General features: G+C 59.5%; 24 protein-coding genes. 18 read left to right on the top strand and 6 right to left on the bottom strand.

All coding sequences use genetic code 11. The features are described 5' to 3' along the window. Positions 1–108: 108 nt before the first annotated feature. Complete coding sequence (locus H8F22_RS17465) at positions 109–1005, top strand: peptidoglycan DD-metalloendopeptidase family protein (RefSeq protein WP_027926302.1); 897 nt, start codon at positions 109–111, stop codon at positions 1003–1005. Positions 1006–1061: 56 nt separating this feature from the next. Here the strand turns inward: H8F22_RS17465 and H8F22_RS17460 are convergent, their stop codons facing one another. The 3 genes from H8F22_RS17460 to phoB form a co-directional block, all read right to left on the bottom strand. Beyond that, on the bottom strand, positions 1062–2402 hold the full coding sequence (locus tag H8F22_RS17460) for a hemolysin family protein (RefSeq protein ID WP_027926303.1): 1341 nt from the start codon (positions 2400–2402) through the stop codon (positions 1062–1064). 125 nt (positions 2403–2527) lie between these two features. Then, positions 2528–3814, bottom strand: coding sequence for a phosphate regulon sensor histidine kinase PhoR (gene phoR / locus H8F22_RS17455; protein WP_231986536.1), 1287 nt, complete (start codon positions 3812–3814; stop codon positions 2528–2530). 81 nt (positions 3815–3895) lie between these two features. Continuing rightward, positions 3896–4585 (bottom strand): phosphate regulon transcriptional regulator PhoB, encoded by a 690-nt coding sequence (phoB, locus tag H8F22_RS17450; protein ID WP_007896474.1) that lies wholly within the window; start codon positions 4583–4585, stop codon positions 3896–3898. 152 nt (positions 4586–4737) lie between these two features. Between phoB and H8F22_RS17445 the strand changes: the two genes are divergently transcribed. Beyond that, a complete protein-coding gene (locus tag H8F22_RS17445) occupies positions 4738–5121 on the top strand; it encodes a COG4315 family predicted lipoprotein (RefSeq protein ID WP_027926305.1) in 384 nt (127 codons plus the stop codon). A gap of 160 nt (positions 5122–5281) precedes the next feature. Here the strand turns inward: H8F22_RS17445 and ubiA are convergent, their stop codons facing one another. After that, entirely contained in the window at positions 5282–6172 is an 891-nt protein-coding gene (ubiA, locus tag H8F22_RS17440) for a 4-hydroxybenzoate octaprenyltransferase (protein WP_027926306.1), read from the bottom strand. Then, positions 6172–6723 carry a chorismate--pyruvate lyase family protein gene (locus H8F22_RS17435; protein WP_027926307.1) on the bottom strand — a complete coding sequence of 184 codons (552 nt, stop codon included), beginning with the start codon at positions 6721–6723 and terminating at the stop codon, positions 6172–6174. Before H8F22_RS17435 ends, ubiA begins: the two co-directional genes overlap by 1 nt. Before the next feature lie 200 nt (positions 6724–6923). Between H8F22_RS17435 and H8F22_RS17430 the strand changes: the two genes are divergently transcribed. The 3 genes from H8F22_RS17430 to H8F22_RS17420 all read left to right on the top strand — a co-directional run bounded on the left by H8F22_RS17430 (position 6924) and on the right by H8F22_RS17420 (position 8728). Further along, positions 6924–7091: a rubredoxin gene (locus H8F22_RS17430; RefSeq protein WP_027926308.1), complete on the top strand. Its 168-nt coding sequence runs from the start codon at positions 6924–6926 to the stop codon at positions 7089–7091. Between the two features lie 18 nt (positions 7092–7109). Next, entirely contained in the window at positions 7110–8258 is a 1149-nt protein-coding gene (locus tag H8F22_RS17425; protein WP_059181935.1) for an NAD(P)/FAD-dependent oxidoreductase, read from the top strand. Positions 8259–8452: 194 nt separating this feature from the next. Beyond that, positions 8453–8728, top strand: a complete 276-nt coding sequence (locus H8F22_RS17420; protein ID WP_003213368.1) for an HU family DNA-binding protein — start codon at positions 8453–8455, stop codon at positions 8726–8728. Positions 8729–8816: 88 nt separating this feature from the next. Here H8F22_RS17420 and H8F22_RS17415 read toward each other — a convergent pair whose 3' ends face one another. Further along, positions 8817–8978, bottom strand: coding sequence for a hypothetical protein (locus H8F22_RS17415; protein ID WP_156428515.1), 162 nt, complete (start codon positions 8976–8978; stop codon positions 8817–8819). Positions 8979–9678: 700 nt separating this feature from the next. On the opposite strand from H8F22_RS17415, the gene tssA reads away from it, so the two are divergent. The 13 genes from tssA to tagH all read left to right on the top strand — a co-directional run bounded on the left by tssA (position 9679) and on the right by tagH (position 24256). Beyond that, complete coding sequence (gene tssA, locus H8F22_RS17410) at positions 9679–11235, top strand: type VI secretion system protein TssA (RefSeq protein WP_027926310.1); 1557 nt, start codon at positions 9679–9681, stop codon at positions 11233–11235. A gap of 32 nt (positions 11236–11267) precedes the next feature. Further along, positions 11268–11771, top strand: coding sequence for a type VI secretion system contractile sheath small subunit (gene tssB / locus H8F22_RS17405; protein ID WP_027926311.1), 504 nt, complete (start codon positions 11268–11270; stop codon positions 11769–11771). A gap of 28 nt (positions 11772–11799) precedes the next feature. Beyond that, positions 11800–13275, top strand: a complete 1476-nt coding sequence (gene tssC / locus H8F22_RS17400; protein ID WP_027926312.1) for a type VI secretion system contractile sheath large subunit — start codon at positions 11800–11802, stop codon at positions 13273–13275. Between the two features lie 13 nt (positions 13276–13288). Beyond that, a complete protein-coding gene (gene tssE, locus H8F22_RS17395) occupies positions 13289–13696 on the top strand; it encodes a type VI secretion system baseplate subunit TssE (RefSeq protein ID WP_027926313.1) in 408 nt (135 codons plus the stop codon). Between the two features lie 10 nt (positions 13697–13706). Beyond that, positions 13707–14231, top strand: a complete 525-nt coding sequence (locus H8F22_RS17390) for a PAAR domain-containing protein (RefSeq protein WP_027926314.1) — start codon at positions 13707–13709, stop codon at positions 14229–14231. Positions 14232–14293: 62 nt separating this feature from the next. Then, entirely contained in the window at positions 14294–15262 is a 969-nt protein-coding gene (locus H8F22_RS17385; protein ID WP_194940493.1) for a DUF6402 family protein, read from the top strand. Next, positions 15259–15672: a hypothetical protein gene (locus H8F22_RS17380; RefSeq protein WP_027926316.1), complete on the top strand. Its 414-nt coding sequence runs from the start codon at positions 15259–15261 to the stop codon at positions 15670–15672. Before H8F22_RS17385 ends, H8F22_RS17380 begins: the two co-directional genes overlap by 4 nt. Positions 15673–15859: 187 nt before the next feature. Beyond that, positions 15860–17647 (top strand): type VI secretion system baseplate subunit TssF, encoded by a 1788-nt coding sequence (tssF, locus tag H8F22_RS17375; protein ID WP_194940492.1) that lies wholly within the window; start codon positions 15860–15862, stop codon positions 17645–17647. After that, positions 17611–18618 (top strand): type VI secretion system baseplate subunit TssG, encoded by a 1008-nt coding sequence (gene tssG, locus H8F22_RS17370; protein WP_027926318.1) that lies wholly within the window; start codon positions 17611–17613, stop codon positions 18616–18618. Before tssF ends, tssG begins: the two co-directional genes overlap by 37 nt. 13 nt (positions 18619–18631) lie before the next feature. Next, the gene (tssH, locus tag H8F22_RS17365; RefSeq protein ID WP_194940491.1) at positions 18632–21280 is read left to right on the top strand and encodes a type VI secretion system ATPase TssH; all 2649 of its coding nucleotides are present in this window, start codon (positions 18632–18634) and stop codon (positions 21278–21280) included. 10 nt (positions 21281–21290) lie between these two features. After that, entirely contained in the window at positions 21291–22808 is a 1518-nt protein-coding gene (locus H8F22_RS17360; protein ID WP_027926320.1) for a sigma-54 interaction domain-containing protein, read from the top strand. A 93-nt stretch (positions 22809–22901) separates the two neighbouring features. Next, positions 22902–23042 carry a hypothetical protein gene (locus tag H8F22_RS17355; RefSeq protein ID WP_007894589.1) on the top strand — a complete coding sequence of 47 codons (141 nt, stop codon included), beginning with the start codon at positions 22902–22904 and terminating at the stop codon, positions 23040–23042. Positions 23043–23059: 17 nt separating this feature from the next. Beyond that, complete coding sequence (gene tagH / locus H8F22_RS17350) at positions 23060–24256, top strand: type VI secretion system-associated FHA domain protein TagH (RefSeq protein ID WP_027926321.1); 1197 nt, start codon at positions 23060–23062, stop codon at positions 24254–24256. Positions 24257–24259 lie beyond the last annotated feature (3 nt).

The raw sequence follows: 24259 nt of genomic DNA, 5'->3' as shown, positions 1-24259 counted from the left end.
ACCACATAGCTGGAGAGTGGGAACGATCATTTGAAACATCTGCCGACTCCTTGGGTCCATTGCAGCTGCTAGGCTCACCCCAAGGCCTTACTCGACAGAACCTTGCCCATGCTCGCGCGCCTGCTGTTTTTCTGTGGTCTGTTCATGGCCGCCACTTCGGCGATGGCCGTGACGGTCTACAAGTCCACCGACGCCAATGGCGTGGTCTCCTACAGTGACCGCCCCACGAAAGGCTCCGAGGTGTTCGTTTTTCGAGATCGCATGGATGAGCACCTTGAGCGTCAGGTGTACCTGGTTTTCCTGAAGAAGGACGGCGAGCACAGCGTGTACGTGCGCAATAACCTGTACGCGCCAGTGGAGATCGGCTTGAGTTTCGCCGGGTTGAAAAACGTCAGCGGCGCGCCGGGTAAACCGATTCGCAAGGTATTGCCGGCGCGCAGCAGCGTCCGTGTCGCAGTGCTCACCGCGACTCAGGCCGGAAGGCCGCTCGTGTACACCCCGAAGTTCAAATACGCCTTGGGCAACCCCTCAGGGTCTGCCATGGCCTATCGATACCCGTTCCCCTGGCGAGGCGGTCCGTTTCATGTGAGCCAGGGTGCCGAAGGCGCCTACAGCCACTTCGGGCCGAAGAGTCGCTACGCGATCGACATCGCCATGCCTGAAGGCACGCCGATCATCGCTGCGCGTGGCGGGGTGGTGGTGAAAACCGAGAGCGGGCAAACGGGGCGTGGCACCAATCCGTCGGGCAATTTCGTGCGGGTGCTGCACGATGACGGGACCATGGGCGTGTACCTGCACCTCAAGCAAGGTTCGGTCTGTGTTCGTGAGGGGCAGCGGGTGTCGGTGGGCAGTGCGTTGGCGCTGTCGGGCAACACCGGCAACAGCACCGGGCCGCACCTGCATTTTGTGGTGCAGCGCAATACGGGACTGGGGCTGGTGTCGATTCCGTACCAGTTCAAACAACCGATGGGGGTGTTGCCCAACTTTGTGTTGGGCAAGCAGTGATGTGTTGCCTGTACTGACGCCTTCGCGAGCAGGGTCGCTCCCGCAGGTTTTGTGGTTTAGTCGAGCATTAACACCTTGGCCAGAATGATCTTCGGCCCTTTCATCTTCTTGATGATGATCCGCAAACCTTCGACTTCCAGCACTTCTTCCTCTTCCGGCACCCGCTTGAGGCTTTCGTAGACCAGCCCGGCGAGGGTTTCGGCTTCGACGTGATCCAGGTCGATGCCCAACAGGCGTTCGACCTTGAACAGCGGTGTATCACCGCGCACCAGCAGTTTTCCAGGCTGGTACGCGAGGATCCCGCGCTCGGCCTTGCGATGTTCGTCCTGAATGTCGCCAACCAGCACTTCCAGCACGTCCTCCATGGTCAGGTAGCCAATGACGTTGCCATCGGCCTCTTCCACCAGGGCGAAGTGCGAGCCGCCCTTGCGAAATTGCTCCAGCAGCTGCGACAACGGCATGTGCCGCGAGACGCGTTCCAGCGGCCGGGTCAGCTCAGCCAGGTTGAACGACTCGGGGATGTGATCCAGCGCCGCCAGCTCCAGCAGCAGGTCCTTGATGTGCAGCAGGCCGACGAACTCCTGTCGCTCGCTGTCGTACACCGGGTAACGGCTGAATTTGTGGCGACGGAACATCGCCAGGATCTCTTTCAGCGGTGCGTTGAACTCCAGCGTCACCAGGTCTTCCCGGGAATTGGCCCAGTCGACCACTTCCAGCTCGCCCATTTCCACAGCCGAGGCCAATACGCGCATGCCTTGGTCGCTCGGGTCCTGGCCACGGCTGGAGTGCAGGATCAGTTTCAGTTCTTCACGGCTGTAATGGTGCTCGTGATGCGGGCCGGGCTCACCCTGGCCGGCGATGCGCAGGATGGTGTTGGCGCTGGCGTTCAGCAGGTAGATCGCCGGGTACATGGCCCAGTAGAACAGGTACAGCGGCACGGCAGTCCACAGCGACAGCAGTTCCGGTTTGCGGATGGCCCAGGATTTCGGGGCCAGCTCGCCGACCACGATGTGCAGGTACGAAATGACGAAGAACGCGGCGAAGAACGAGACGCCTTTGATCACTTCGGCCGACTGCACGCCAACTGCTTCAAGCATCGGCTCGAGGATGTGCGCGAACGCCGGTTCACCGACCCAGCCAAGGCCGAGGGAGGCGAGGGTGATACCTAACTGGCACGCCGAGAGGTACGCATCGAGCTGACTGTGAACGGTGCGCAGGATATGTCCGCGCCAGCCGTTTTTATCGGCGATGGCCTCGACTCGCGTCGAGCGCAGTTTGACCATGGCAAATTCCGCCGCAACGAAAAATCCGTTGAGCAACACCAGGATCAGAGCAAAGAGAATCATGCCGAAGTCGGCGAATATTGTTGCGAGGGTCAAGCCAGGGGAAGGGTCCATGATGGGGTTTTGCGGGTTCCGTCTATTCAAAAAAAGGGGAGTAATGCGGTGCCTGAAGGGCAGGCACAAGTCAGCCAATGTAGCGGCTGACTCGGTGATTGCCTAGTGGCGCGTGCTGGCCGGTATCAGTCAGCGGTTCTCAGGACTTGGGATTTGGCCACCTGAGCCGGGGCAAAGTGGCAGGTGAAGGTGCTGCCGTGGCCTGGCACGCTGCTGATTTCCATCCGCGCGCGGTGGCGCAACAACACGTGTTTGACGATAGCCAGGCCCAGGCCGGTGCCGCCGGTGTTGGAATTGCGGCTGGAGTCGACGCGGTAGAAGCGTTCGGTCAGGCGCGGCAGGTGTTTGCTGTCGATGCCGATCCCGGAATCCTGCACGCTCAGGTGCGCGCCTTGCTCATCGGCCCACCAGCGAATGCGGATATTGCCTTCGGCCGGGGTGTATTTCACTGCGTTGAACACCAGGTTGGAAAACGCACTGCGCAGTTCCGCTTCGCTGCCCTTGAGCATGATCGTCGGGTCGGCTTCCAGGGTGATGCGCTGGTTTTTCTGCCCGGACAGCTGCTGAGCGTCGCTCTTGATCGACTGCAACAGGCTGTCAACGACCACGGGCTGGTTGTCCGACGGGTAATCGGTGGCTTCCAGCTTGGCCAGCAACAGCAAGTCATTGAGCAACGTCTGCATGCGACCGCCCTGTTGCTGCATCTGCTGCAAGGCACGGGTCCAGCGTGGGTTCACTTCATCGACGTTGTCGAGCAGGGTTTCCAGATAGCCACAGATCACCGTCAGCGGCGTGCGCAGCTCATGGGAGACGTTGGCGATGAAGTCTTTGCGCATCTGTTCCAACTGATGGATACGCGTGACGTCGCGCACCAGCATCAAGTGTTCATTGTTGCCGTAGCGGGTGATGTACAGCTGAATGCGCACGCGATCATTGGTCGGCGACGGGATTTCCAGCGGTTCGGCGTAGCTGTCCTGCTCGAAATATTCCTTGAAGCGCGGGTGGCGCACCAGGTTGGTGACCGGCTGACCGCTGTCTTGCGGGGTCTTGAGGCCGAGCAGGGTTTCGGCGGCGAGGTTCCACCATTCCAGGTTGCCGTCGCTGTCGAGCATGACCACCGCGTCTTTCAGCGCGGCGGTTGATTCCTGGATCCGGTCGATCACCGCTTGCAGACGCCCGCGTACCCGTTGGTCGCGACGTTGCAGGTGATAGATGCTGTCGAACACCTCGCCCCACAGGCCATAGCCATCGGGTGGTGCTTCATCGGCTGAGTGCAGGCGAAGCCATTCGTGCAAACGCAGCAGTTGCTTGAGGGTCCAGGCCAGGTAAAGGCCCAGCCCCGCGGCCAGGCTCCAGCCGTAGTAGCCGGTAATCAGGCCGATCACCAGGCAACCGGTGACCAGTAACAGCATGTGGCGAATCAGGGTGCCATGCCAGTTTTGGTTCACGGAAACGTGCGTCCTTGTCAGCTTGTCGGGCGGGTAAGGGCAGGGTCAGGCTTTGGTGGAAAAGCGGTAACCCGTGCCACGCACGGTTTGTACCAGATTTTCGTAAGCATCGCCGAGGGCCTTGCGCAGACGACGGATGTGCACGTCGACGGTACGCTCCTCCACATACACGTTGCCGCCCCAGACCTGATCCAGCAACTGGCCACGGGTGTAGGCGCGTTCCTGGTGAGTCATGAAAAATTGCAGCAGGCGGTATTCGGTCGGGCCCATTTCGGCCGGTTTACCGTCGATGGTCACGCGGTGACTGATCGGGTCCAGCAGCAGGCCGCCGACTTCAATCGGCGCTTCGCCATCGGTTGGGCCGGCACGGCGCAACACGGCTTTGAGGCGGGCGACCAGCTCTCGCGGGGAAAACGGTTTGGTGATGTAGTCGTCGGCGCCGACTTCCAGGCCCTGGATCTTGTTGTCCTCTTCGCCCTTGGCGGTGAGCATGATGATCGGGATGTCCCCGGTCAGCTCATCGCGCTTGAGGCGGCGGGCCAATTCGATACCGGAGGTGCCGGGCAGCATCCAGTCGAGCAGGATCAGGTCCGGCTTGCGGTCAACGATGATGGCATGGGCCTGCTGCGAGTTCTCGGCCTCCAGGCAGTCATAGCCGGCCATCTCCAACGCAACGGCGATCATTTCGCGAATGGGCGCTTCGTCGTCGACGATCAGAATGCTCCTGCCAACCATGCCTTAATCCTCTTGTCATTTAACTGTCTTGCGCCGCATTAGATAACGGAATTATTGCAGTCGTGTGACAGTATTTTAGCTGCCCGGCGATTGTCATGATCCTGAACTAAGCTCTAAGTCCGAATCCTGACAACCACAAAAGGAAGGTTTCCATGAAGCAAATCTCACATTCCTTTAAAGCCCTGCTGTTGGCGGCTGCGTTCTCCTTGCCGGGCATAGCCTTCGCGGCTGAGCCGGGCATGATGAAAGGCGACATGATGGTCGACCACAAGGGCATGACCTTGTACACGTTCGACAAGGACACGGGCGGCAAGTCGGTGTGCACCGGTGAATGTGCCAAAAACTGGCCGCCGCTGGAGGCAAAGGCAGGCGACAAGGCTGAAGGGAAATGGACCATTATCAAACGTGACGATGGCATGATGCAGTGGGCGTACAACGGCAAGCCGCTGTATTACTTCATGAAGGATAAGGCTCCCGGAGATATGACGGGCGACAAGATGAAAGACGTCTGGCACGTCGTTCGCGAACATATGTAGAGATGGTGTAGCCCTGTAGCAGCTGGCGTAGCCTGCGTCCGGCTGCGCAGCAGTCGTAAATCCTGAGTGTGCGGTCCATCTGATACACCGCGTGAGCAGACTTTACGACGGCTGCGCAGCCGGACGCAGCCTTCGGCAGCTGCTACATAAAGCGTGTCCGTCAGCGCAGTGCGTAATCCAGCACGATCCCGACAAAAATCGCCAACCCGGCCCAGTGGTTGTGCAAAAACGCCTTGAAGCAACGCATCCGGTCCTTGTCACGGGTGTACCAGAATTCCCACGCGAAACAGCCTGCCGCCGCCAGCAAACCGAGGTGGAACCAGCCACCGAGCTCGAATGTCGACCCTGCCAGCAACAGGCAGCCCAGCGCCAACCCCTGCAACGTCAGGATGATCACCCGATCCGCATCGCCAAACAGAATCGCCGTGGATTTCACGCCGATCTTGAGGTCATCGTCACGGTCAGTCATCGCGTAATACGTGTCATAACCCACGGTCCAGAGCAGGTTGGCGATCCACAGCAACCACGCCGTCGCCGGCAGTTCACCGGTTTCGGCGGTGAACGCCATTGGCATCCCCCAGGAAAACGCCGCGCCCAGCACCACTTGCGGGTAATAGGTGTAGCGCTTCATGAACGGGTAACTGAACGCCAGCGCCAAACCGCCGAACGACAGCCAGACCGTCGCCGCATTGGTGCACAACACCAGCAGAAAACTCACGCCCATCAACAGCGCGAAGAACACCAGGGCTTCTTTGGAACTGATCCTGCCGCTGACCAAGGGGCGTTGTTCCGTGCGTTTCACGTGGCCATCGACCTTGCGATCCGCCCAGTCATTGATCACGCAACCCCCGGCGCGGGTCAGAATCACGCCCAAGACAAAAATCACCACGTTGGCCAGCGACGGCGAGCCTTTGCCGGCAATCCACAGCGCCCACAGCGTCGGCCACAGCAGCAGATAAATGCCGATCGGTTTGTCCATGCGCGTCAGTTGAATGAAATCCCAGGCCCTAGGGTTCAAACGGTTCAAGGACTTGAGCAGGCTCTGGTACATCAGCAGTTCTCCGGATGGGCGCGAGTGGCGCTCCACAACGTCGGCAGGAAGATTTCGGCCACCAGCACGCTCAGGGCGCCACGGTCGAAACGCGAGCGCCGGCCCCACAATTCCGATGTCCGGCACTCCATTGGCAACCAGGCTTGAGGGTAGTGACACACCTCGATAGCGCGACGCTGGAACGCATGATCGCAAAACAGCAATTCCCCCAGGGAACGGCTGCCCAGTTCGTCCATGTGCAACCCGTCACCCTGCAACGCGCTGCGAGCTGCAACGCTGCGGGCAAACACCCATGCCTCGCCGTGACCGCGCAAATACACCTCGCGCACCCAGCCCTCGCTGCCCTCGGCCAGGTCCAGTGCAGCACATTCGTCGGCGCGCAGTGGTTGCCAGCCTTCGAACAGTGGCGTGACGCTGAAGCGGTCATTCGACAAACGGATCAACCGTCGGGTCAGGGAGCCTTCGTCGAACAGCCAGTCGAGGGTAGACGCGTCGGGGAGGGGCGTGAGTTGGCTTTGGGGGAGCCACAGCGGGGCGTTTGAGTGCGGCACAGTGAGTCATTATTGGCAGCAAATGAGGCGGCGAGCTTACCATGTCAGCCGGCGATTTTGATTGACCGGCCTGCCGTTGCGCCGAACAGGCTTGCATCTGTCGGGCCCGATCAGTACAAAACGCCCTGAGCCGGACGGCAACGCTGCAACCATCGACCGTTCGTGCCGGCAATACGCCTGAATCCTGAGGAAGTAACTGAATGAAAAAGTGGCAATGTGTGGTCTGCGGCCTGATCTATAACGAAGCCGACGGCTGGCCGGACGACGGTATTGCGGCGGGCACGCCGTGGCAGGACGTGCCGGAAGATTGGCTGTGCCCGGACTGCGGCGTGGGCAAGATGGATTTCGAAATGATCGAAATCAACTAAGAATCCAAGGAGTAAGGAATGAACGCACCTGTCGTCATCGTCGGTACCGGGCTGGCTGGCTATAACCTGGCCCGGGAGTTTCGCAAACTCGATAGCGACACCCCGTTGCTGTTGATTACCGCCGATGACGGGCGTTCCTACTCCAAGCCGATGCTCTCCACCGGTTTCGGCAAAAACAAAGACGCCGACGGCCTGAGCATGGCCGAACCCGGCGCGATGGCCGAACAGTTGAAGGCTGAAGTGCGCACCCACACACGCATCAGCGGCATCGATCCGGGCCACAAACGCTTGTGGATCGGTGAAGAGTCGGTGATTTACCGCGACCTGATTCTGGCCTGGGGCGCGGAAACCGTGCGCGTGCCCATCGAAGGTGACGCGGCGGATTGCGTGTTCCCGATCAACGATCTGGAAGATTACGCGCGCTTTCGTGCAGCGGCGGCCGGCAAGCGTCGGGTGCTGTTGCTCGGCGCCGGGCTGATTGGCTGCGAGTTCGCCAATGACCTGAGTCTGGGCGGTTACGAGGTGCAACTGGTTGCACCGTGCGAGCAGGTGATGCCAACCCTGTTGCACCCGGCTGCGGCGGCTGCCGTCCAGGCCGGGCTGGAAAGCCTCGGTGCGCGATTCCATCTCGGGCCGGTGCTCAATCGCTTGCAACGCGTGGCGGATGGCCTGGAAGCGCATCTGTCCGATGGCCAGGTGATCCCTTGCGACGTTGTGGTGTCGGCCATTGGTCTGCGTCCGCGTATCGATCTGGCCGCGGCGGCCGGTGTGCAAGTCAACCGTGGCGTGGTGGTTGACCGTCATCTGAAAACGTCCCATGACAACATCTACGCGCTAGGCGATTGCGCCGAGGTCGATGGGCTGAATTTGCTGTACGTCATGCCCCTGATGAGCTGTGCGAGAGCGCTGGCCCAGACCCTGGCCGGAAACCCTACGCCCGTGAGCTACGGCCCGATGCCGATCACCGTGAAAACCCCGGTGTGTCCGTTGGTGGTCTCGCCGCCGCCACGGGGCAGCGAGGGCGTCTGGACGGTCGAAGGGCAGGGCGGCGACATCAAGGTGTTATGCCGCGATGCCAGCGGAAAACTGCTCGGTTATGCCCTGACAGGCACCGCCGTGATGGAAAAACTGGCCCTCAACAAAGAGCTTCCGGCACTGCTGGCGTAAATACCGGTCGTTCTGTCGGAATCACCCCTCTTTTGCCCCTACAAAGCACGCGCCGAGACTGGCGCGGCTCTTCCTTGCGTGCCATCCTCACTCCCGTCTGCCGCAGAGTAGAGCACCTGCGGCGCTTTGGGCGCTGCTCCACAGAGAGCAGCACGGACATAACAACAAAAAACCGTCAAAGGGGCTTCACTAATATGCGTAAACCAGAACTCGCCGCAGCAATTGCTGAAAAAGCAGACCTCACCAAAGAGCAGGCCAACCGCGTTCTTAACGCCGTTCTCGAAGAAATCACCGGCGCTCTGCATCGCAAGGACAGCGTCACGCTGGTGGGCTTTGGTACCTTCCTGCAACGCCACCGCGGTGCCCGCACCGGCAAAAACCCGCAAACCGGTGAGCCCGTCAAAATCAAGGCCAGCAACACTGTTGCGTTCAAGCCAGGCAAATCGTTGAAAGACAGCGTCAATCCGTAATACGCACCGACTGCCCGCGTCGCGGGAGAGCGGGATAAAAAATGGGCACGCCAACGAGGTTGGGTGCCCATTTTTTTTATGTGGCGGATCAACTGGCCCGGCTGTGTTTCCTGGCGTGAATCGCCGCCATTTCTGGCTCTGAATACAAGGCGCTGATGGTTTCAGTGCCTTCGAAGGCCAGCACTTTGAAATCGTTGCGAACCGTCGGGATCACAAGGGTGAATTGAGGGGCGTTAGCGGGTGCGAACATGCGCTTATCCTTTTGCTTTTTTAGCTCATCCTTGAGCTGAGAACGGAGAATCTTGTGTTGTCAGAGACGTGTTTGGTCGGTGTAGGCACCTGCACGCTATCAACGCATCAGAAGGGTGGATGTAGGGCGCAGCCGGAAGCATTGTCCGAAACTTCCTTATTTCAGAATATTGCGCTGCAGTTGCGAGCGAAGTTCATGCAATTGCCCGGTGTATTGCCGAACTTGAGTATCTGCTCCAATTGAAAGTGCTATCGGTTCGATGGCACTTTTTTGTGTATCCATTGTCTGATCGCGTTTTTTTTAAATTTCGGAAACATTTCAGAGCTTTCCTACATTCATCCTTGCTGATTGTTGGCATGCTGCACACCTTCTGCGGGGCGATGGCAGCCAATAATCTGCGTCAAGGTCGGCGAGCCGCTCTACCTCAATGGTTTCATGGGTATCACATGAAGGCTTGAATATTAAAACGACATCAGGGGATCCCCCTACACATATAGGGATTTCTCCTACGGTCAATAAACAACACTTCGTCTTGTTGTTTAATCAGATGCTTGCTAGTGGCCATCATTGTGATTACGATGCGCGCACTTGAAAGAGCACGAACTCAATTGGATGAGACTCATCGCAGCTCTTTGATACTGTCCCGCGCCGCTGGAATACTCTTTTGGCGTATGACTGTAATCCTAAATAAAGGCCATGGATGTCCTACTCGAGCAAACTTTCCGCGCATTATCTCGAACTCGCAAAAGTCTCTGTTTCCAAAGAGAATTTCGCGGGCGAGGACGTTCGCTTTTCAAGCGAATATGAAGCCCTGGAAAGCGAGCTGGCGAAAGCCTCGTCCATGCACGAAAGCGGTCAAATCGACTGGCTGAAAATCCGCGAAAACAGCGAAAACCTGCTGCGTACCCAGTCCAAGGATTTGCGCGTTGGTGCCTGGCTGACCTGGGCGTTGTACCAGCGTGAATCGTTTCAAGGACTGCTGGCCGGCCTCGGTTTGCTGCACCATTTGTCAGAACATCACTGGGCCGAAGTCCACCCGAACAAGGCCAGAACCCGCTCCGCCGCGATCAGTTGGCTAGTGCCGCGTCTTGAGCAGGTGCTGACCGAAAACATCGCGATCAAAGAGCAGTTACCGATGTTCCGGCGGCTGGTCGAGCACCTTGAAGGCCTCGATGCCGCTTGCACCGAGCACTTGGGCGACGACGCACCGTTGCTGCTGCCGATCTCCCGCCGCCTGAAAAACATGGTGCAACGCGCCGCCGACAACCAGCCGGAACCCGGTGTGGTCGGCGCCGCCGTCGCCCAGGTCAAACAAGCTGCTACGCAGTTGTTCACCCCCGGCGCACCGATCGATAACGAAAAAGAAGCACACAAGGCCCTGCGCGCCCAGCAAGAGAGTGCGCGGCCGTTGTGTGCCTGGTGGCTGAAGCAGAAAGCCACCGACCTGCGCGCCTTGCGCCTCAATCGCACGTTGCTGTGGTTGCCCATCGACGCCGTCCCCGAGCGTAACGCCGAGCAAATCACCGTGCTGCGCGGCTTGCCGGCGGACAAGCTCAAGGCCTATCAGGACCGTTTCGACCAGGCGAAATACGCCGACCTGCTGGTGGAACTGGAGGCGAGCCTGGCGAAGGCGCCGTTCTGGTTCGATGGCCAGCGAATGGCCTGGGAATGCCTTCAGTCCTTGAACGCCGAAATGGCGATGCGCGAAGTGGAAATCCACTTCGCGCTTTTGATTCAGCGCCTGCCCGGCATTATCGAATTGCGTTACCACGACGGTGCGCCATTCGCCGATCCGGCCACCCGCGCCTGGATCAGCGCCCACGTCATGCCGCACCTGCAAACCGCCAGTGCGCCGCGCAAGGTCGAAGTGGCTGACACGCAGCCGGCGTGGGAACTGGCCCTCGAAGAAGTCCTGCCGATTTTGCGCAAGGACGGCCTCAAGGCTGCCGTGCAAATCCTCAAGCAGGGCCTGCAAAGCGCCCAGGGCGGGCGCGTTCGATTCTTCTGGCAGTTCGCCCTCGCGCGGCTGTGCTTCATGGCCAAGAAATACGAACTGGCCAAGACCCAGTTAGAGACCCTCGACCAAACATTACAGGACTCAGGCCTGAACGCCTGGGAGCCCGATCTTGCGCTGGAAGTGCTGCATTTACTGCATAGCTGCTGCGAGTTGTTGCCGCAGAACCATGCCGTACGTGAACGCAAGGAAGAGATTTATCGCAGGCTGTGCCACCTCGATCTCGAAGTGGTACTCGAATAGGCCCCCGGGCCACAACCGCAAGGAGAAAAGCCATGGCCAAAGAAGGCTCGGTAGCCCCCAAGGAACGCATCAACGTCACTTTCAAACCTGCCACCGGTGGTGCCCAGGAAGAGATCGAACTGCCGTTGAAACTACTGGCAATCGGTGACTACACCCACCGCAAGGACGAACGCAAAGTCGAAGATCGCAAGCCGATCAGCATCGACAAGATGACCTTCGACGAAGTGCTGGCCAAGCAAGAGCTGAGCCTGACACTGAGCGTACCGAACCGTCTTCAGGAAGAAAGCGACACTGAAGAACTGGCCGTGAAACTGCGCGTCAACTCGATGAAGGACTTCAACCCGGCCAGCCTGGTCGAGCAAGTGCCTGAGCTGAAAAAACTGATGGAACTGCGCGACGCGCTGGTGGCCCTCAAAGGCCCGCTGGGTAACGCACCTGCGTTCCGCAAAGCCATCGAAGGCGTGCTCGCCGACGACGAATCCCGCGGTCGCGTATTGGGTGAGCTGGGCTTGAACGCCGCCGCCCAGGACGCCTGAGCCCCCATCAGCCAAGGAAGCCAAGACAATGAGCACTAGCGCAGCACAGCAAAAGAGTAACGAGAACGGCGAATACAGCATTCTCGACAGCATCATCGCCGAAACCCGCCTGACCCCGGACGACGAAGCCTACGACATCGCCAAGCGCGGTGTGTCGGCCTTCATCGAAGAGCTGCTCAAGCCGCAGAACAACGGCGAGCCGGTCAAGAAAGCCATGGTTGACCGCATGATCGCCGAGATCGATGCCAAGCTCAGCCGCCAGATGGACGAAATCCTGCACCACCCGGACTTCCAGTCGCTGGAATCGTCATGGCGTGGCCTGCAGTTGCTGGTCGACCGCACCAATTTCCGCGAAAACATCAAGATCGAAATCCTCAACGTCTCCAAGGACGACCTGCTGGACGACTTCGAAGATTCGCCAGAAGTGATGCAGTCGGGCCTGTACAAGCACATCTACACCGCTGAATACGGTCAGTTCGGTGGTCAGCCGGTGGGCGCGATCATCGCCAACTACTTCATGTCCCCGAGCTCGCCGGACGTGAAACTGATGCAGTACGTGTCCAGCGTTGCCTGCATGTCCCACGCGCCGTTCATTGCCGCGGCCGGCCCGAAATTCTTCGGCCTGGAAAGCTTCACCGGCCTGCCGGACCTGAAGGATCTGAAAGATCACTTCGAAGGCCCGCAATTCGCCAAATGGCAGAGCTTCCGCCAGTCGGAAGACTCCCGTTACGTTGGCCTGACCGTGCCGCGTTTCCTGCTGCGTAACCCGTACGACCCGGAAGACAACCCGGTCAAATCGTTCGTGTACAAGGAAACCGTCGCCAACAGCCACGAGCACTACCTGTGGGGCAACACCGCCTACGCGTTCGGCACCAAGCTGACCGACAGCTTCGCCAAGTTCCGCTGGTGCCCGAACATCATCGGCCCGCAGAGCGGTGGCGCGGTGGAAGACCTGCCGTTGCACCACTTCGAAAGCATGGGCGAAATCGAAACCAAGATTCCTACGGAAGTATTGGTTAGCGACCGTCGTGAATACGAACTGGCCGAGGAAGGCTTCATTTCCCTGACCATGCGCAAAGGCTCCGACAACGCGGCGTTCTTCTCCGCGAGCTCGGTGCAGAAGCCGAAGTTCTTCGGCATCAGTGCAGAAGGCAAGGCGGCAGAGCTGAACTACAAGCTCGGCACCCAACTGCCGTACATGATGATCGTCAACCGTCTGGCTCACTACTTGAAAGTGCTGCAGCGCGAGCAACTCGGTTCGTGGAAAGAACGTACCGACCTCGAGCTGGAACTCAACAAGTGGATCCGCCAGTACGTGGCCGACCAGGAAAACCCGAGCGCCGAAGTCCGTGGCCGTCGTCCGCTGCGTGCCGCCCAGATCATCGTCAGCGATGTCGAAGGCGAGCCTGGCTGGTACCGCGTCAGCCTGAACGTGCGCCCGCACTTCAAGTACATGGGTGCCGATTTCACCCTGTCGCTGGTTGGCAAGCTGGACAAAGAGTAAACGGAGCTAACTCATGACTGGATACGGCAGCCTTTTCGAACGCCTGGGCGGCGACGCGGACAAACGCGTCGGCTGGAGCCGCGAGGTTTCCGCCATGGCGTCCGTGGCTGCCCATCTGGCCAAGATGCTCAGCACCCGTGCGGGCAGCGTGCAAACGCTGTCCGATTACGGGCTACCCGATCTCAATGACATGCGTCTGAGCCTGCACGACTCCCTGAGTCAGGCCCGTCTGGCCATCGAAAATTTCATCGAAGCCTACGAGCCACGCCTGAGCAATGTGCATGTCATCTCCCTGCCGCGTGACCACGATCAGCTTCGCCTGTCCTTCAGCATCGAAGGCCTGCTGGAAGTTGATGGTTTCAAGCGTCAGGTCAGTTTCGCCGCGCGCCTGGATGGCAGCGGTCAAGTGAAGGTCAACTAAGGAGATTCGTATGTCCGGCAAACCCGCAGCCCGCGTATCCGACCCCACCGCTTGCCCGCTCCCCGGCCACGGGACCAACCCGATCGCCGCCGGTTCCGGCGACGTGTTCTTCGACGGCCTCGCGGCCGCCCGCCAAGGCGATGCCTCGGCGTGTGGTGGTGCGATGGTCGGCGACCTTGCAACGACTGTTTTGATCAACGGTAAACCGGCGGCCACTGTGGGCTCCGTTGGTACTCATGGCAACAAAGTTACGGCTGGGTCCGGGACGGTGATTATTGGGAATTCGCATTCGCCGGCGCCGTTTGTTCCGCCGTTGCCGGTGGAGATTCAGTGGCCGTTTAACGAGCACTTTGTGATCAATTGCCAAGAAAGCGGAAAGCCGCTCGCCGGAGTGGAATACACACTTAAAACTGCCTCGGGGAAGATCATTAACGGTGTGACGGGGGCGGACGGAAAAACGCAAACAGTTTTCTCAGCTACTGCGGAGGCGGTTGAGTTGGTCATTGAACCCCAAGCCAGAGTTGTACTCGCTTAGTTATTTGCTTTTCGCCACCAGTGACAATCGGATCCTGGAGTAACTGTTAGAGGGATATGGAAATGGCAGCAACAACAGTGGCAACGACCATGACTCCGGCAAGTAATAAAGTCGGACAGTCTGCGACTGCGCGTCAGTTCAAGATCACTGATATTCCAGATACGATGAAAAAAATGAAATGGCCAGTTGCCGCAGGCCTTATGAACCATTGGTTCAGTGGTAAGCCATGGCCAACTGGTGATGGTGGGATGGATGATAAAGTAAAGAAGCATGATGTTTTCGCGCCCAAGGAATACATAGAAGAATCCCTCGTTAAAATGAGTTGGGTTTCCGGTTTTGAACGTGCAAATTCTGCGATAAAGCATTTGAGGGGGACCTGGAATAGTCCAGCTGGAGTCACTCTGATCAAAAGCAGGCTCCGTCGAGCGTTTTCCGGTAAAGCCTCTGGGTGTTATCCGGTTGCGTTTAATGGTGTTGCCAGTGCTGCTGAGAAATTTGGTTATTCAAATAACAAAGTAGTCGAGTTTGAGCAGACAGGCTCTGATGAGGTGAATGAGCTTCGAGCGGCACTGGCTAATTTCAACATGCGAGCTATTGCTGAAGGTGTCGTCGTTGTAACGGATAAGAGTATCGTATTTACCCCGTCGAAATTGGGCTTTTATATCGAGGATTCCTACGATTTCAACGATGGCGTAGCTCTGTTCAGTCAGATTCTTGGCTACTGGAATTTTGATAAGTTAGTGACGGACCCCGTTGAGGGAGCAAAAGCTAACGCGAAACTGGCTGCCCAAATGAATGCTGTTATGGCGGAGTCGCAATATCAGGGTGTGAGAGGACAGCAAAGCACACAGCAAAAAGATGAGGCCGTACGTCGATATCGAGAGCTCGAAGGCAAACACTACATGCTCGTTCAAAACAGTGATTTTCGAGACTATCGTGATCTGAATGAGAAGGGCGGCGATTTTCGCGTGTATTCGGACATTATGTACGAGCCCGTAACGTCTGCACCTATTGAGATATCTGCTAAATGAAGATCGGACATAAGTACGCCATAAGCTTGGCTGTCTTGTTGTGTAGCTTGTTGATGGCTAGTGCAATCATTGTGGTTGAAGTTTTAGGTCGTGCGCCAGACTATTCGAAAAAAAGTCCGTCTGGGCAATACCTTATCGAGTCTGTTCCTGCAAGCTCGCTTTTGACCCCGCGAGACTTTGTTTATCTGCGATTCACCGATTTAAACAACCCCAGTCAGGTTTACCGTACACCTCTTTTTTCCGAGTTGGAGTTGGATATGCGCGCCGATGAAGATGAAAAAACAGTGGGTGTTGTATTTATAGAGTTTGATAAGTCGAGCAAGGCTTTTACGTTGGGGCTTTCCAGCCCGAAAAAGCACTGGTTGAATTTTTTTATCAGCAATACGCCTTACAGGGTTCTGGAAAACTGATGCTGGGTTCAGTGACCGGGATGCTCTTTGCAAGACCACGAAAAAGCAGTTGTGGCATCAGCACGGCGATTACGCCTGAAAAAATGAGAGAGCGGTAATCATGAGCGCAATGGATTTGCAGGGGTATCTGGCCCCTCGCGCTCTACAGGATTTTTTTTGATGAGTTCCACTACCAGGCAGGTAACCCGTGTCCTTTAACCACTACTACCAAAGCGAACTCACCGCACTTCGCCAGTTAGGTCGTCGTTTCGCCGAGCGTAGCCCGGCGTTGGCGCCTTTCCTCGGTCAGGCCGGGCGGGATCCGGACGTGGAGCGGTTGCTGGAAGGTTTTGCGTTCCTGACCGGTCGCCTGCGTCAGAAGCTCGATGACGAATTGCCCGAACTCAGCCATTCGCTTATGCAACTGCTGTGGCCCAACTACATGCGGCCGCTGCCGGCGTTCAGCATTTTGCAGTTCGACCCGTTGAAACGTTCCGGCCCGGCGCTGAAGGTCGATCGCGATACACCGATTGAAAGCGTTCCGATTGAAGACGTGCGTTGCCGTTTCCGCACGTGCTACCCGACCGAAGTCCAGGCGCTGGATCTGGCCGCGCTGATGTACTCGGTGAAAGGCGACGGTTCGCTGTTGAGCCTGCGCCTGGAGATGAGCGCCGACGGTCACCTCGGTGAGCTGGAATTGAGTCGTTTGCGCCTGCACTTCGCCGGCGAGCGTTACATCAGCCAGATGCTGTACCTGAGCCTGTTGCGCAATCTGGAAGGCATCGAGTTGATCCCGCTGGATAACGCCGGCAAGCCGATCAATGGCGTCAACGGCACCCCGATGGCGTTCAAGATGCCCGGCGACCGGGTGCAGCCGGTGGGTTTTGCCGAAGAAGAAGCGTTGATTCCGTATCCGCTGAACACCTTCCGTGGCTACCGCTACCTGCAAGAGTATTTCGCCTTCCAGGACAAGTTCCTGTTCGTCGACGTCAACGGTCTGGACATTCTCAAGGCGCTGCCGGAAAACACCCTCAAGCAGATGCGTGGTCTGGAGTTGCGCTTCGATATTCGCAAGAGCGGCATCCTGCGCATGCGTCCGACCCTGGACAACGTGAAGCTGTATTGCACGCCCATCGTCAACCTGTTCAAGCACGACGCACTGCCGATTCGCCTCGACGGCAAGCAGGACGAATACCTGCTGTTGCCTGCCGAATACGACCTGGAAAACTGCGGCGTGTTTTCCGTGGAAAGCGTCACCGGCTGGAAGCCCGGCGGTCTCGGTTATCAGGAGTACGTGCCGTTCGAATCCTTCGAGCACGACCCGAGTTTCGACGTGCCCACCAGCCGTCCGCACTACAGCATTCGCCAGCGTTCATCGCTGCTGCACGACGGCCTCGACACTTACTTGAGCTTCGGCATCCGCCATACCGAAGCCCACGAAACCCTGTCGATCGAGCTGACGTGCACCAACCAGAACCTGCCAAAAAAACTCAAGCTCGGCGACATCTGCCAGGCCTGTGAAGAGACGCCGGAGTTTCTCAGTTTCCGCAACATCACCCCGGCTACCCCGAGTTATGCGCCGCCGCTGAATCGCGACTTCCTGTGGAAGCTGATCAGCAACATGTCGCTTAACTATCTGTCATTGGCCGACGTCAATGCGTTGAAGGTGATTCTCGAAACCTACGACCTGCCGCGCTACTACGACCAGCACGCGGAGAAGGTCAGCAAGCGCCTGCTCGGCGGGCTCAAATCGATCAAACACCAACACGTCGACCGCCTGCATCGCGGCTTGCCGGTGCGCGGGTTGCGCACCGAGCTGACCATCGACCCGGAAGGCTACATCGGCGAAGGCGACCTGTTCGTGTTCGCTTCGGTTCTTAACGAGTTTTTCGCGCTTTACGCCAGTCTCAATTCGTACCACGAGCTGCGGGTAAAAAGCACACAGGGAGAGGTGTACCAATGGACACCACGTATGGGCCTTCAGCCGCTGCTTTAAGCGGTCTGACCCGAGGAATACGCGAGTACTCGCTGTTTCAGGCCGTGCTGCTGGTGGTTGACCGGCTGCGCGAGGCCCACCCGCACCTGAGTCAGGACGATTTGTACGACCAGCTGGAATTCCAGGCCAACCCGAGCCTGGGTTTCCCTGGCAGCGATGTCGATCGCGTGGAGTTTTTCCACGAGCACGGGCAGATGCGCGCGCGCCTGCGTTTCAACCTGATCGGCCTGGTCGGTTCCGGTTCGCCGCTGCCGGCGTTCTACGGCGAACAGGCCCTGGGCGACAGCGAAGACGGCAACCCGACCCGCAACTTCCTCGACCTGTTCCACCATCGCCTGCAACGGCTGATGCTGCCGATCTGGCGCAAATACCGCTACCGCGCCAGCTTCGAGAGCGGTGCGCTCGACCCGTTCTCCTCGCAATTGTTTGCGTTGATTGGCCTGGGCGGCGAAGAGATCCGCAAGGCCGGCGAACTGAACTGGAAACGCCTGCTGCCATACCTCGGCTTGCTCAGCTTGCGCGCGCACTCGGCGGCGCTGATCGAAGCGGTGCTGCGTTACTACTTCAAGCACGCCGAGCTGACCATCGAGCAGTGCATCGAGCGCCGCGTGGAAATCCTCGACGAGCAGCGCAATCGTTTGGGTCGCGCCAACAGCCTGCTTGGCGAAGACCTGGTGCTGGGCGAACACGTGCGCGACCGCAGCGGCAAATTCCGCATTCACATCCGCGAACTCGACTGGCAACGCTTTCACGAATTCCTGCCCATCGGTTTCGGCTACCAGCCGTTGTGCGCGCTGGTGCGCTTTACCCTGCGTGACCCGCTCGATTACGACATTCGCCTGGTGTTGCGCCACGAAGAAATCCCGGAACTGCGCATCGGTGAGCAGAACGCCTGTCGCTTGGGTTGGACCAGTTGGCTGGGCCGCGAAAAAGCGGACGGCGTGGTGACCCTGGGCAGCAAAATTCATTAAGGACAGATGACCAATGATCAACGTAGACCTGCAACAACTTATCCAGGCGCTGGACGCCGAAACCCGTCGTGACCTGGAAAGTTCTGCCGAACGCTGCGTCGCCCGTGGCGGCAGCAAGATCCTCGTCGAAGACTTGTTGCTCGGCCTGCTGGAGCGCCCGCAAGGCTTGCTCGCGCGCGCGCTGCAAGATGCCGAAGTGGATGCCGGTGAACTGAGCGCGGCCCTGCAATCGCGGGTCGAACACAGCGCTTCGCGCAACCCGGTGTTTGCCCCGGAACTGGTGCAATGGCTGCAGGATGCCTTGCTGGTGGCGAACCTCGAACTGGGCCAGACCCAGGTCGAACAGGCCGCGCTGATCCTCGCCTTGCTGCGTAACCCGATGCGTTACGCCGGCAGCCGTTACCAGGCGTTGTTGGCCAAACTGAACATTGATCGCCTGAAAGAATTCGCCCTGTCGCAGAAAGATCAACCGGCCACCGGCAAACCCGCCGTGCCGGGCGAATCGCTGCTGCAACGCTTCACCCACAACCTGACCCAACAGGCCCGCGACGGCAAACTCGACCCGGTGCTGTGCCGCGATGGTGCGATCCGGCAGATGATCGACATCCTTGCCCGTCGCCGCAAGAACAACCCGATTGTGGTCGGTGAAGCCGGTGTGGGTAAAACTGCGATCGTCGAAGGCCTGGCCTCGCGCATCGCCGCCGGTGAAGTGCCTCAGGTGCTCAAAGGCGTCGAGCTGCTGTCGCTGGACATGGGCCTGCTGCAGGCCGGTGCCAGCGTCAAAGGTGAATTCGAACGTCGCCTCAAGGGCGTGATCGACGAAGTCAAAGCTTCGCCGAAACCGATCATCCTGTTCATCGACGAAGCCCACACGCTGATCGGCGCGGGCGGCAATGCCGGCGGTTCCGACGCGGCCAACCTGCTGAAACCGGCGCTGGCCCGTGGCGAACTGCGCACCATCGCCGCCACCACCTGGGCCGAGTACAAAAAATACTTCGAGAAAGACCCGGCGCTGGCCCGTCGTTTCCAGCCGGTGCAACTGCACGAACCGACCGTCAGCGAAGCGGTGACCATCCTTCGTGGTCTGGCTCAGGTGTACGAGAAGAGCCACGGCATCTACCTGCGCGATGACGCCGTCGTCTCCGCCGCCGAACTGTCCGCCCGTTACCTCGCCGGTCGCCAACTGCCGGACAAAGCCGTCGACGTGCTCGACACCGCGTGCGCCCGCGTTCGCATCAGCCTCGCCGCCGCTCCGGAAAGCCTTGAACGCCTGCGTGGCGAACTGGCTGAAGGCGGTCGTCAGCGTCAGGCCCTGCGCCGTGATGCGGAAGCCGGTTTGCTGATCGATCACGAAGCGCTGGAAGCACTGGAAGCGCGGCTGGAAGAAGCTGAAGACGAAAGGGCGGCGCTGGAAATCCTGTGGACCGAACAGAAGGCATTGGCCGAACGCCTGTTGGACCTGCGCCAACAACTGGCCAAAGCGCGTGAAGCCGCTGCCGTCGAACCCATCGTCACGGTTGAAGAAGACGCCGAAGGCACCGTGATCGAAACCCTGCCGGTGGACGAAGCGCACAGCGTCGAAACCCTGGAAGCGGCACTCAACGAAACGCACAAAGCGCTGACCGAGCTTCAGGTCAAAGAACGCCTGGTGAGCTTCGAAGTCTGCCCGCGTCTGGTCGCCGAAGTGATCAGCGCCTGGACCGGCGTGCCCTTGGCGCAACTGGCCCGCGAGCACAATGCCAAGGTCGCGAGCTTCGCCACCGACCTGCGCACGCGCATCCGTGGTCAGGAACAAGCCGTTCACGCCCTGGACCGCTCGATGCGCGCCACCGCTGCCGGCCTTAACAAACCGGACGCGCCGGTCGGCGTGTTCCTGCTGGTAGGCCCGAGCGGTGTCGGCAAGACCGAAACTGCGCTGGCCCTGGCTGATCTGCTTTACGGCGGTGATCGTTTCATCACCACCATCAACATGTCCGAGTTCCAGGAGAAACACACCGTCTCGCGTCTGATCGGTGCGCCACCGGGCTACGTCGGTTATGGCGAGGGTGGCATGCTCACCGAAGCCGTGCGTCAGAAGCCGTACTCCGTCGTGCTGCTCGATGAAGTCGAAAAAGCCGACCCGGACGTGCTCAACCTGTTCTACCAAATCTTCGACAAAGGCGTGGCCAACGACGGCGAAGGGCGCGAGATCGACTTCCGCAACACGTTGATCCTGATGACCTCGAACCTGGGCAGCGACCGCATCAGCGAACTCTGCGAAAACGGCGCGCGGCCAACCGCCGAAGTCCTTGAAGAAACCATCCGCCCGGTGCTCAGCAAACACTTCAAACCGGCGCTGCTGGCGCGGATGCGCGTGGTGCCTTACTACCCGGTGGGCGGTCCGGTGCTGCGCGAGCTGATCGAAATCAAACTCGGCCGTTTGGGCGAGCGCCTGAACCGTCGTCAGCTGGACTTCACTTACTCCCAGGACCTCGTCGATCACTTGGCCGAACGCTGCACCCAAAGCGACAGCGGCGCACGCCTGATCGACCATTTGCTCGACCTGCACGTGCTGCCGCTGGTGGCCGACCGCTTGCTCGACGCGATGGCCACCGGTGAAAGCCTCAAGCGTGTGCATGCCACGCTCGACGGTGACGCCAGCGTGACCTGCGAGTTCGCCTGAGGTGGGTGTGATGTTCACTCAAGTGCCGCAACCGCTGGTCTATGCCGAAGCCTTGCTGGCGCAGTTCGCCAGCCTGTCGCGGGCGGCGGACGGGGCTGCGCTGCTGGGTGACTTCGTGCGCGGTCTGGCCGAGCTCAGCGGTTGCGAACTGACGCAGCTGTACTTGCTGGACGCGACCCACACCTGCCTGGGCATGAACGCCGAATGCCTGAACGGCATCCTGCAACCCCGGGAAGCGGCGAGCCTGCCGGCGGATTACAACGGTGAACAACTGCTGCAGTTCGCCCTGTGCCAGAACCGCGTGGTGAGCCTCAGCGAACTGAGCGGCAGCCTGCACGAAACCAGTTTCCTGCCGCCCCAGGCCACGCCTTGGCAGTCGCTGTTGTGCGTGCCTTTGGTCAATCAGCAGAAGTCGGTTGAAGGCTTGCTGCTGTGCGCCAGTCGCCGGCATATCGACCTGCAAGGCTTTGCCGACTCCCTCGGTCAGCTGGGTTCGTTCGTGCTCGGCCAGTTGCACCTGCTGCAACGGTTGCGTCAGCCGAGCGGTGTTTCGCGGCCAGCGCCGGTCAGTGTGCCGAGCGCCAGCGGTTACGGTTTGATCGGTAAAAGCTCGGCCATGCGCCAGACCTATTCGCTGATCAGCAAAGTCCTGCACAGCCCATACACCGTGCTGTTGCGCGGCGAAACCGGCACCGGCAAGGAAGTGGTCGCCCGGGCGATTCACGATTGCGGGCCGCGCCGCTCCCAGGCGTTCATCGTGCAGAACTGCGCGGCGTTCCCCGAGAACCTGCTGGAAAGTGAACTGTTCGGCTACCGCAAAGGCGCCTTCACCGGCGCTGATCGCGACCGCGCCGGGCTGTTCGACGCGGCCAATGGCGGCACCTTGCTGCTGGATGAAATCGGCGACATGCCGTTGTCGCTGCAAGCCAAGTTGCTGCGCGTGTTGCAGGAAGGCGAGATCCGTCCGCTGGGTTCCAACGATACCCACAAGATCGACGTGCGCATCATTGCCGCGACGCACCGGGATTTGTCGGTGCTGGTCAGCGAAGGCAAATTCCGCGAGGACTTGTACTACCGCCTCGCGCAATTCCCGATCGAGTTGCCGGCCCTGCGCCAACGTGAAGGCGACATCCTCGACCTGGCCCGGCACTTTGCGGAAAAGGCCTGCTCGTTCTTGCAACGCGATGCGGTGCGTTGGTCTGACGCGGCGCTGGATCACCTGTCCGGTTATGCCTTCCCCGGCAACGTGCGCGAACTCAAAGGCCTGGTCGAGCGCGCCGTTTTGCTGTGCGAGGGCGGCGAGTTACTGGCCGAGCATTTCTCCCTGCGCATGGAAGCCATGCCGGAAGACAACAGCCTGAACCTGCGCGAACGCCTGGAGCAGGTCGAACGCAGCCTGCTGCTCGATTGCCTGCGCAAAAACGACGGCAACCAGACCCTCGCCGCCCGCGAACTCGGCCTGCCACGACGCACGCTGCTGTACCGCCTCGGGCGCCTGAATATCAACCTGGGTGACTTCGATGGGTAGGTCAATGACCGTCGATTTCACCTCATTCGCTTCTGATAGCGCCGCCCAATCGGGCCGGCGCTTTGTGCTTTGTCTATCCCTGGAGACCCTCTGATGCCTGTTCGTCACTGGCAAGCCGTCCTGCTGACCCTCGTCGTTCTATGCGGCCTCGGCGGCTGTAGCGGCAATTACAAATACAACGACAACACCTATCGCCCATTGGGTGATCCGCAGGCGGTCAATCGCGGCAAGTGACCGCAAGGAGTATCACCATGGAACTGGTTTTCGAAATGCTCAACACCAAGCAATTCGTGCCCACGGACTTGTGCCAAAAGACCTTTAAACAGGCTGGGGGCGTGATTGGCCGGGGCGAGGATTGCGACTGGATCATTCCTGATCGCAAGCGCCACCTGTCCAACCACCACGCGTTGATCAGCTACCGCGAAGGCACGTTTTTCCTGACCGATACCAGCAGCAACGGTATCCAGAACAGCGAAAGCGGCGCACGCCTGCGCAAGGGCGAAGCCATGCGCATCGAACACGGCAGTGTCTATGTGCTGGGTGATTTCGAGATCCGCGCGCGGCTGGTGCGTGACCCGGCGACCTTCGACGTCGAAGTTGGCCGTCCGCAAGCGGCCGGCAGCATCATTCCGGATGACGCGTTCCTCGACCTCGACCCGCTCAATGCACTGGATCAGCAAGAACGTGTGTATTCGGAAATCGAGCAATTGATCTCCCCGAGCACCGCCATCGAAGACACCCGTCAGCGCGCCGACTACGCCCGTATCGACATGGAAAGCCTGATGGTCCCGGAGCTGATCAATGCCCCGGCCGAACCCGCTCCGGCCCCACCGCCGAAAGCGGTCGAACGTCAGAGCGAAGGCTTCTGGGAGCATTTCGGTGCCGCGCTGGGCGTGGACCTCAAAGGCCTCGACCACGACGCCCGCGAAGCGCTGGCGCTGAACGCGGCCCGCTTGCTCAAGCAAAGCGTCGGCGGTTTACAGCAGAGCCTGCGCACCCGCAGCGAACTGAAAAACGAACTGCGCCTGGCCCAGACCACCGTGCAAGGCTCGCAAAAGAACCCGCTGAAATTCGCCGTCGATGCCGGTGAAGCACTGGGCATTTTGTTGCAGCCGAACAAGCCGGGCCAGTTGCCGGCAGAACAAGCGATCTCCCGCGCGTTCCGCGATTTGCAGGCGCATCAGGTGGCTTTGCTGACCGCCAGCCGCGCCGCCGTTCGCGGCACGCTGGAGCACTTCTCGCCACAGCAATTGACCCTGCGTTTCGAGCGCGACAACAAGCCGTTGCTCGCCACCTCGGGCAGTCGCTGGAGAGCCTACGGTCGTTATCACCAGGCCCTGCGTCAGGACGATGACTGGAGCGAGCGCCTCTTGGCCCGTGACTTCGCTCAGGCCTACGAAGAGCAGATCCGCCTGATTTCCACCCTACACACCGACCACCAAGGATGATGC

Origin of the sequence: Pseudomonas mucoides, assembly GCF_015461845.1 — a bacterium.
Taxonomy (GTDB): Bacteria; Pseudomonadota; Gammaproteobacteria; order Pseudomonadales; family Pseudomonadaceae; genus Aquipseudomonas; species Aquipseudomonas mucoides.
The sequence above is the reverse complement of the archived record's forward strand: the minus strand, read 5'-3'. Positions and strand labels throughout refer to the sequence as shown.

Bases quoted from the DNA above. Each gene is read 5' to 3' on its own strand.
- H8F22_RS17380 (WP_027926316.1), top strand. From the start codon at position 15,259: ATGAAGATCGGACATAAGTACGCCATAAGCTTGGCTGTCTTGTTGTGT.
- H8F22_RS17385 (WP_194940493.1), top strand. From the start codon at position 14,294: ATGGCAGCAACAACAGTGGCAACGACCATGACTCCGGCAAGTAATAAA.
- H8F22_RS17425 (WP_059181935.1), top strand. From the start codon at position 7,110: ATGAACGCACCTGTCGTCATCGTCGGTACCGGGCTGGCTGGCTATAAC.
- H8F22_RS17360 (WP_027926320.1), top strand. From the start codon at position 21,291: ATGTTCACTCAAGTGCCGCAACCGCTGGTCTATGCCGAAGCCTTGCTG.
- H8F22_RS17445 (WP_027926305.1), top strand. From the start codon at position 4,738: ATGAAGCAAATCTCACATTCCTTTAAAGCCCTGCTGTTGGCGGCTGCG.
- tssA (WP_027926310.1), top strand. From the start codon at position 9,679: ATGTCCTACTCGAGCAAACTTTCCGCGCATTATCTCGAACTCGCAAAA.
- H8F22_RS17390 (WP_027926314.1), top strand. From the start codon at position 13,707: ATGTCCGGCAAACCCGCAGCCCGCGTATCCGACCCCACCGCTTGCCCG.
- tagH (WP_027926321.1), top strand. From the start codon at position 23,060: ATGGAACTGGTTTTCGAAATGCTCAACACCAAGCAATTCGTGCCCACG.
- phoR (WP_231986536.1), bottom strand. From the start codon at position 3,814: ATGCTGTTACTGGTCACCGGTTGCCTGGTGATCGGCCTGATTACCGGC.
- H8F22_RS17420 (WP_003213368.1), top strand. From the start codon at position 8,453: ATGCGTAAACCAGAACTCGCCGCAGCAATTGCTGAAAAAGCAGACCTC.
- H8F22_RS17415 (WP_156428515.1), bottom strand. From the start codon at position 8,978: ATGTTCGCACCCGCTAACGCCCCTCAATTCACCCTTGTGATCCCGACG.
- phoB (WP_007896474.1), bottom strand. From the start codon at position 4,585: ATGGTTGGCAGGAGCATTCTGATCGTCGACGACGAAGCGCCCATTCGC.
- H8F22_RS17355 (WP_007894589.1), top strand. From the start codon at position 22,902: ATGCCTGTTCGTCACTGGCAAGCCGTCCTGCTGACCCTCGTCGTTCTA.
- H8F22_RS17430 (WP_027926308.1), top strand. From the start codon at position 6,924: ATGAAAAAGTGGCAATGTGTGGTCTGCGGCCTGATCTATAACGAAGCC.
- tssH (WP_194940491.1), top strand. From the start codon at position 18,632: ATGATCAACGTAGACCTGCAACAACTTATCCAGGCGCTGGACGCCGAA.
- H8F22_RS17465 (WP_027926302.1), top strand. From the start codon at position 109: ATGCTCGCGCGCCTGCTGTTTTTCTGTGGTCTGTTCATGGCCGCCACT.
- tssC (WP_027926312.1), top strand. From the start codon at position 11,800: ATGAGCACTAGCGCAGCACAGCAAAAGAGTAACGAGAACGGCGAATAC.
- ubiA (WP_027926306.1), bottom strand. From the start codon at position 6,172: ATGTACCAGAGCCTGCTCAAGTCCTTGAACCGTTTGAACCCTAGGGCC.
- tssB (WP_027926311.1), top strand. From the start codon at position 11,268: ATGGCCAAAGAAGGCTCGGTAGCCCCCAAGGAACGCATCAACGTCACT.
- H8F22_RS17460 (WP_027926303.1), bottom strand. From the start codon at position 2,402: ATGGACCCTTCCCCTGGCTTGACCCTCGCAACAATATTCGCCGACTTC.
- tssE (WP_027926313.1), top strand. From the start codon at position 13,289: ATGACTGGATACGGCAGCCTTTTCGAACGCCTGGGCGGCGACGCGGAC.
- tssG (WP_027926318.1), top strand. From the start codon at position 17,611: ATGGACACCACGTATGGGCCTTCAGCCGCTGCTTTAAGCGGTCTGACC.